The sequence below is a fragment of the Catenibacterium sp. UBA627 genome, from assembly GCF_002299355.1.
Taxonomy (GTDB): Bacteria; Bacillota_I; Bacilli_A; order Erysipelotrichales; family Coprobacillaceae; genus Catenibacterium; species Catenibacterium mitsuoka.
This window is the reverse complement of sequence record NZ_DBPF01000122.1, coordinates 19,694-27,111: the sequence shown is the minus strand read 5'-3', so window position 1 is coordinate 27,111 and position 7,418 is coordinate 19,694. Positions and strand designations below refer to the sequence as shown.

Annotated in this window: 6 protein-coding genes; 2 read left to right on the top strand and 4 right to left on the bottom strand. The window is 35.1% G+C overall.

Features of this window, described 5'->3' with window-relative positions; translation table 11 throughout:
- From B2S90_RS08070 to gmk, 3 genes are all read right to left on the bottom strand, one after another.
- Positions 1-613, bottom strand: a 613-nt coding sequence (locus tag B2S90_RS08070) for a transcription antitermination factor NusB (RefSeq protein WP_286696854.1), incomplete at its 3' end; no start/stop codon positions are given.
- On the bottom strand, positions 570-2,756 hold the full coding sequence (priA, locus tag B2S90_RS08065) for a replication restart helicase PriA (protein ID WP_278860344.1): 2,187 nt from the start codon (positions 2,754-2,756) through the stop codon (positions 570-572). The genes priA and B2S90_RS08070, both read right to left, overlap by 44 nt.
- Positions 2,757-2,794: 38 nt before the next feature.
- Positions 2,795-3,358: a guanylate kinase gene (gmk, locus tag B2S90_RS08060; protein WP_006505120.1), complete on the bottom strand. Its 564-nt coding sequence runs from the start codon at positions 3,356-3,358 to the stop codon at positions 2,795-2,797.
- A gap of 91 nt (positions 3,359-3,449) precedes the next feature.
- On the opposite strand from gmk, the gene B2S90_RS08055 reads away from it, so the two are divergent.
- Together B2S90_RS08055 and pgeF are read left to right on the top strand one after the other, a co-directional pair.
- Positions 3,450-5,090 (top strand): Rqc2 family fibronectin-binding protein, encoded by a 1,641-nt coding sequence (locus B2S90_RS08055; protein WP_278860343.1) that lies wholly within the window; start codon positions 3,450-3,452, stop codon positions 5,088-5,090.
- On the top strand, positions 5,087-5,848 hold the full coding sequence (gene pgeF / locus B2S90_RS08050) for a peptidoglycan editing factor PgeF (RefSeq protein WP_278780350.1): 762 nt from the start codon (positions 5,087-5,089) through the stop codon (positions 5,846-5,848). The genes B2S90_RS08055 and pgeF overlap by 4 nt, the downstream gene beginning before the upstream one ends.
- Positions 5,849-5,880: 32 nt before the next feature.
- On the opposite strand, the gene B2S90_RS08045 is transcribed toward pgeF, so the two are convergent.
- Positions 5,881-7,353, bottom strand: a complete 1,473-nt coding sequence (locus B2S90_RS08045) for an NAD(P)H-hydrate dehydratase (RefSeq protein WP_286696853.1) — start codon at positions 7,351-7,353, stop codon at positions 5,881-5,883.
- Between the last annotated feature and the right edge of the window lie 65 nt (positions 7,354-7,418).

Genomic DNA, 7,418 nt, shown 5'->3' with positions numbered 1-7,418 from the left:
GATACTTCTTTAAGAATTCCTCGCGAGACATCTTATATGTATTCACACGGCCGCTTTTTAAAGGAACTTCATTATCAGCATGAAGAATCTTTTCTGTTGTTTCTTTGCCATATTGCGCATTGAACATCTTGACCATCCATAATGGATGACTTGTAGAAATAGATAAACGTTCATCATGATCCAAATCATCTAAAGATCTTGTTTCTTTAAAACAACTATGCAAAATCGCATTAATCATGCCTCCTGCTCTTTTATTTCTTCTTTCTTTAATAATTTCTACTGCCTCATTCACTATCGCATAATCTGGTGTATCTAAATAAAAATGCTGGTAAAGGCTCATTAATAGAAGCATTCTCTCTACAACTTTTAAGCGAGTATGGATGTGTGGTTCTAATTGATATTCTAGATATAAACGATTCTGAATAGTCCCATAGACGAGGGTTGTAATAAGTCCTCTTTCTGATGATGAGAAATCTTGAGTAAGAGTATGATTTAAAGTGATATTTAAATAACTCTCATTCTTTTCATAATCAATGAGTATGTCTAATGCTGTATCTCTTTCTTTCATATTAATATGTGGAATACGGATTAAAATCGCATGCCACAATGACACCTCCTTTTCTTGTACGGTTATAATAATCATCGATGAGACTTAATTGTTCATAGATTGGCTTAGATTCTATATATTTAATCAAAATTCTTTCACGATAGATATCCTGCATCTTAAAGGCGGGCTGAGGGCCGATAATGCGTACCTTTTCTAAATGTTCCTTTAAACACTTGCTGATATCCAAGGCTGTCAAATGAACATTCTTTGGTGTACGGGATTGTACAATGACTGATACAAGGTGGCAGAATGGTGGATATTTTGCTTTCTTTCTAAATAACATCTCTTCCTTAAAGAAAGCTTCATAGTCCTGCTTCACAGCTGCCTTGATTGCATAATGTTCAGGATTAAATGTCTGAATCATGACAGTCCCCTGCTTATCTCCTCGTCCACTCCTTCCTGCCACCTGACATAATAACTGGAATGTGCGTTCAGAAGCTCTAAAATCCGGTACCATAAGAGACAGATCAGCCATAAGAACCCCTACAAATGTGACATTGGAGAAATCAAGCCCCTTCGCAATCATCTGTGTACCAAGCATAATATCTGCTTTATGTTCTTCAAAATCTTTAAGTAATTTTAAATGTGTATTCTTATTACGGGTTGTATCAAAGTCAAAACGAATAATACGTGCATCTGGATATTTCTTTTCTAATTCTTCTTCTATTTTCTGTGTACCATACCCTATCTTTTTAAGATGCGTACTACCACATTCAGGACAGACTTGAGGTACAGAAGTGAAGTATTCACATAAGTGACATTTTAATCTGTTTTCAGCTTTATGATAAGTAAGCGTCACATCACAATGCGGACAGCGGATTGGTTTACCACATGATTCACATTTAATAAAAGACGCATAGCCTCTCTTATTTAAAAGAATCATAGCCTGTTCTCCTTTATTCAGAGTTTCTTCTAGTCGCTGCTGCATTCTTTGAGATAATAGTGAATAGTTACCCTGACGCGCTTCGTTACCCATATCTACCACTTCACAATAAGGTAATGGTTTCCCATTAATTCTTTCTTTCATCTCAAATAAGCCATAGATTCCTTTTTGTGCTCTCGCATATGTTTCTACAGATGGTGTCGCACTGCCTAGGACAATCTTCGCATTATTTTTCTCTGCACGCATCTTCGCAATAGATAATGTATGATAACGTGGTGTATTGTCCTGCTTATAGCTCATATCATGTTCTTCATCCATAATGATGAGTCCTAGATTCTCAACTGGCGCAAAGATTGCAGAACGCGCACCTACCACAATACGAGCTTCACCCTTTTTTATACGACGATATTCATCATATTTTTCTCCCTGTGATAAACGGGAATGAATGATTGCCACTTCGTCATGAAAACGTTCTTTAAAAATACGTTCCATCATCGGCGTCAAAGATATTTCTGGCACAAGCATAAGTACTGTCTTATTCTTTTCTAACATCTTTTTAGTGAGCGCAATATAGACTTCTGTCTTCCCAGATCCTGTAACCCCATGAATAAGAGAAATAGTATGAGAGGTTTGAAGGATTCCCCTTACAACACTTTCTTGAAGTGGTGTTAAGGTAATTTCATTATTGACCTTTAAATCATTTCCTGCATAAGGGTTGCGCTGTACTTCTTTATTATAAATCTCTATCAATCCCTGATTTTCAAGAGATGAGATGACACTTCTAGAATAAGGGATATCCTTAAGAAACATTTCTCCCTGATTCAAAAGCATACGAAAACATTCCTTCTGTTTCACTGTTTTAGGTGTTCCTGTATTGATTACTTTTACACATTGTCTCGTCTTGATACCGACCATTTTATGTGTAGAGGGTTTTAAAGTACCTGGCAGCATTGCCTGGAAACAAGCAATAAGTGGGCAAAGTGTCATCTTAGACATACGATGAGCCAGTGTTATTAATTCATTGTTTAAGAGTGGTGCTTCATCTATGACAGAATAAATATAGGAGTATTTAAAGCCATCTCTTTCTTCTAGTTCTTTCTGCGTTAATTGAACTTCTTCAACCGATAAGACATAACCAACCACCTGACGATGATTAAATGGAACTTTTACACGAATTCCTGTAAGAATTGGTTTCTTAGATAAATAAGAAAAACCACGATCTAATGCCTGGACAGGATGTTCTATTAATACTTCTACCTTAAACATAAAATCACCTCCGTAAAAAAGAAAAAGCAGCCAGATGGCTACTTCATGTTTTCTTCGATAATCTTGACAATATCATCTTTAGCACGCATAACATCATCGTTCACCACTACATGCTTATACTGATCTTTTGTCGCAATTTCTCTTCTTGCTTTATCAAGACGTTCTTTAATAACATCTTCAGCTTCTGTTCTACGTCCACGAATACGTTTTTCTAATTCTTCCATTGAAGGTGGTACTAAGAAAATTGTAAGTGCGTCTGGTACTTTCTTCATAACCTGAAGTGCACCTTGTACTTCGATTTCTAGTACAACATTCTTACCTTCATCTAGTAGCTGATCTACATAGGCTTTAGGTGTTCCATAGTAATTACCTACAAACTGTGCGTATTCTAGTAATTCACCCTGCTCAATCTTTTTCTTAAATGTATCAACATCCACGAAGAAATAATCGATTCCTTCTCTTTCGCCAGGTCTCTTATATCGTGTAGTCATTGAAATTGAATATGCAAGGTTTAATGATTCTTCTTTAAATAGTTGTTCTCTGACTGTTCCTTTGCCTACGCCGCTAGGTCCACTCAGGATAATTAGAAGGCCTCTTTTCACTTATCTACATCCCCTTTTTAAGATATCCTACATGAATAAAACAGTGATGTCAAACACTTTTAAATATGTTATACTAAGTCGGGTGATGAATATGGCATTTGATGGAATTGTATTGTCACGTGTTACAGAATTATTAAATGAAACAATCGTGACAGGACGTATTTCAAAATTATATCAGATATCGAAATACGAATTATTAATGACTGTACGTGCACAGAATGAAAATAAGAAACTCCTTGTTTCTATTCATCCAATGTATGCCCGTGTTCAGTTAACGCAATTGAATTATCCTACACCTGATTTTCCTAACGCTTTGACTATGTTTCTAAGAAAACATATTGAAGGGTCTTTTATTGAGCGTATTGAACAGGTGGGACTTGATCGTATATTAAAGATAACTTTAAGAGGAAGAAATGAATTTAAAGATCTTGTAGAGTATCATCTCTATATAGAAATCATGGGTAAGCACTCTAACTTTATTCTTACAAATAAAGAAGATAAGATTCTTGAATGTTTAAAGCGTGTTTCTCCGAGCGATAGTATTCGTATTATGCAGCCAGGGATTACTTATACCTACCCTCCACTTCTCGATAAGAAGAATCCATTTGAGAATACCCCTGAGACAACTCAGCTTGTAAAAGAGTTTGAAGGATTCTCTAAGGACTTAGCTGAAGAAGTAGCTGTGAGAATGGAACAGGGGACTGATTTCAAAACTATTATGAATGAAATACAAAATAGTAAAGAACTCTATATCACACGAGGTGATAAAGAGAAGTATCATGTGATTCCTTTGACTTGTTTTGGAAAAAGAATTGATCACTATTCTCTTTTTGATGGATTAGATGCGTATTATCAGTTTATTGATCAGAAGGATCGTATTAAACAGCAGACTTCTGATATTCTTCATTTTATTCAGAAAGAATATACAAAAAACGTGAATAAGCTTGATAAGCTAGAAAAGACATTATTTGATTCTCATAATAGTGATGAATATCGTATTAAAGGTGATCTCTTATATGCTTCTTTACATCTTATTCAAAAAGGAATGAAGGAAGTGACTGTGGATAATTATTATGATGGAACAAAGATGACTATTGAACTTGATGAGCGTTTTGATGGAAAAACAAACGCCAACCATTATTATAATAAGTATCAGAAAGCAAAGAATTCCTTAAAGGTTCTAGAGGAACAGATTGAAAAGACGAAAGAAGAAATCAATTATTTTGATACTTTAAATACCTTGATGGATAATGCGGATTATTATGATGCCATGGAAATCAAGGAAGAGCTTGAAAACATGGGCTATATCCGTAAGAAGAATATGAAGAAGTTAAAAAAGAAAACACATCCTCATTATGATGTCTATCGTACTCGTGATGGTATTATTATTTATGTTGGTAAGAATAACTTGCAGAATGATTATCTGACATTCAAGATGGCATCACGTAATGATATGTGGTTCCATGTGAAGGATATGCCTGGTTCTCATATTATTGTGCATGCAGAAAATCTGGATGAGTATACTATGAGACTTGCTGCAAATATTGCGGCATATTTCTCTAAGGGGAAATATAGTTCAAGTGTTCCGGTGAATTATTGTTTAGTGAAGAACTTAAAAAAACCTCATACAAATAAGCCAGGTTTAGTTCTTTTAGGACATTATAAAACAATTTATATTGATCCTGACGATTCTTTCTATGATGAATTAGAGAAAGTGGAGGATGCTAGATGAAATTAATACCTTGGAAATTTAATAATGATATGGTAGAAGGCTATACAGTACCAGCTCATATTGATGGTAGGCTGTTCAATATGAGCTATAACGGCTTGGATGACAAGCAGGTGCTAGAAAACCGTAAAGAACTCGCACAAATGCTTCATACTGAGCTTGATCATATGGTTGCACCTTTACAGCGTCATACAACACATTATTTGAATGTAAATAAAAATGATGGCGGTAAAGGGATATATAGCCAAAAGGATGCCTATTTAGGTTTTGATGCATTATATACAAGAGATACAGATCTCACTCTTTTTACTTTTCATGCAGATTGCTGTCCTGTTCTTTTATATTGTGAGAACCAGCATCTAGTGGCTGCAATTCATTCAGGATGGAAAGGTACGGTTACTGAGATTGTAGGCAAGGTAACACGTCATTTAATAGAAGATGAAGGATGTGATCCTAGTCATATTTATGCTTATGTAGGACCTTCTATTGAGGCACGAAACTTTGAAGCGATGGATGATATTATTGATCGTGTTAAAAGTATGAGTTTTGATACATCTTCTTTCTATACTAAAAAAGATGAAACACATTATCTTCTTAATTCTAAAGGACTTATTAAACAGCAGTTACTTAACTGTGGTGTTTTAGAAGAACATATCGAAGTCAGTCCTTATTGTACAATGGAGAATGATGATTTATTCTTTAGTTATCGTAAAACACATACTAAAAATCGTAATATTTCTATTATCAGACTAAAAAAATAGCTGGAGAGCAATTTTTGCTTTCCAGCTTTTTCTTATTCTATTTCACCAGCAAGTACAGCCATTGTATGTGGTATTTCTTCAATAAGTTTTTCAGGGATAACTGTATAAGCCTGTTTTGCGACTTCATCTCCAGCACGTCCATGAATATAAACACCAAGTACTGCCGCTTCTAATGCTTCATAACCCTGTCCTAGAAGTGATGTAATGATTCCAGCGAGTGTATCACCCATACCACCAACCGCCATGGCTTTATTACCAGACGCAATACGATAAGATGTCTTACCATCAGTCACAATAGTATGAGGCCCTTTTAAGACAAGAATACAATGATACTTTGAGGCAAAGCTCTGTGCTGCCATCATCAAATCAGGATAATCCTCTACATGACATAAACGTTTGAATTCACCAATATGAGGCGTAAGAATAACACTACGATTCTGTTTTTCTAATAAATGCATATTCCTAGATAGAATTGTAAGTGCATCTGCATCAAGGACAAGTGGGCAGATAGAAGCTGTCATAATATCAATAACGGCTCTAAAAGCCCCCTCTTCAAGTCCTAAACCACATCCGACTAATAATGCATCATAACCATCAAAATCATCATAATGGAAAATCTGTGGTCTTGTAACTGGAATGGCTTCAGGAATATAAAGAGGTAATAGTGCTGTCACTTTTTCTGAAGTAATTGTCTTCACAATACCTGCACCAGTATAATAAGCTGCTTTAGTCGCAAGTAATGGTGCACCTGTATATTGATCACTTCCTACAATTAAACCATCTACCCCATAGATATTCTTATAACCATTATAGACTCTCTTTCTTAAATGTGCTTTCGCATATTCTTCTCCTACATATTCAAATAAGCCTGCTTCCTTGAAACAATCATTCACAGCCAATGTTTCTAAAATCACTTCACCTGTATATTCGAGTGAACGTGGATCTAAGAAGCCTTGTTTTAAAGCAGTTAAAGTAACTGTGAAATCTGCCTTTAATGCTGCTTCATACGCTTTACCTGTATTACAGTCAAGTCCTGTAGGGATGTCAATAGCCCCAACAATACCTTTATAAGTATCATTAATAGACTCAATCATAATCTTGTACATGCCTCTAGGGGCGCTATTTAATCCAAATCCAAATAATCCATCGACAATACAATCATAGTCATTCCAGTTAATTGCATTAATATTATCTTCATCTACATAAATAAGATGATTATCTTCACATTGATCACGATAATAGCGATTAGCCTGTGATACCTTGCCTATATCTCCACTGTAATAATAGTTGACTTGTTTTCCTAGTTTCTCTAGTTTTAATCCTAAAGAATAGCCATCTGCCCCATTATTACCTGGTCCTATTAAAATAGCCAACTGATTATATTTTGTGAAATGATTGAGTAATGCATCACTTGCAAGATTAACAAGCTCTTCTATTTGATAACCATGTTCTAATAAATAAGCATCATACTGCTTGAGTAAATCCTGTGTTCCTATATACATCATAAACACTCCCTTCACTCTTTTATTTTATCATAAAAAAAGAGGAAATCGAAACCGATTTCCTTAAA